The organism is Synechococcus lacustris str. Tous (assembly GCF_003011125.1).
Classification (GTDB): Bacteria; Cyanobacteriota; Cyanobacteriia; order PCC-6307; family Cyanobiaceae; genus Synechococcus_D; species Synechococcus_D lacustris.
This window is the reverse complement of record NZ_PXVC01000290.1, coordinates 1-640: the sequence shown is the minus strand read 5'-3', so window position 1 is coordinate 640 and position 640 is coordinate 1. Positions and strand designations below refer to the sequence as shown.

Here is a 640-nt window from a genome sequence, read left to right as displayed (position 1 = left end):
AAACAAAACGCGGTTGCCCCCACAACTGTTGCTATTGCGTTTACACCGTTGTTGAAGGCAAGGCCGTAAGGGTAAATCCGATCGATGAGGTGATAGCTGAAATGGCCCAGCTCTACGACCGTGGTGTGCGCGGTTTTTGGTTTACCGATGCTCAATTCATCCCCGCCCGTAAATATATCGAAGATGCCAAACAACTACTGCGGGCAATTCAAGCCCAGGGTTGGAGCAACATCCGCTGGGCCGCCTACATCCGGGCAGACAACCTCGATGCCGAACTAGCTGAATTGATGGTGGCAACAGGTATGGATTATTTCGAAATAGGTATAACTTCAGGCAGCCAAGAGCTGGTGCGCAAGATGCGCATGGGCTACAACCTGCGCACAGTGTTGCAAAATTGCAGGTTGCTTGCACGGGCTGGCTTTAATCAGCATGTTTCAGCTAATTATTCCTTTAATGTGATCGATGAAAGGCCAGAAACCATTCGTCAAACCGTTGCCTATCACCGTGAATTAGAGCGCATATTTGGTGCCGATAAGGTGGAGCCAGCAATCTTTTTTATCGGCCTGCAACCCCACACTCACCTTGAGCAATATGGCTTTGATCAGGGTTTGATCAAGCCGGGCTACAACCCGATGAGCAT

General features: G+C 49.8%; 1 protein-coding gene. It reads left to right on the top strand.

Going from position 1 to position 640, the window contains the following annotated elements:
• Positions 1–640, top strand: a 640-nt coding sequence (locus tag C7K08_RS14990) for a B12-binding domain-containing radical SAM protein (RefSeq protein ID WP_133165353.1), incomplete at both ends; no start/stop codon positions are given.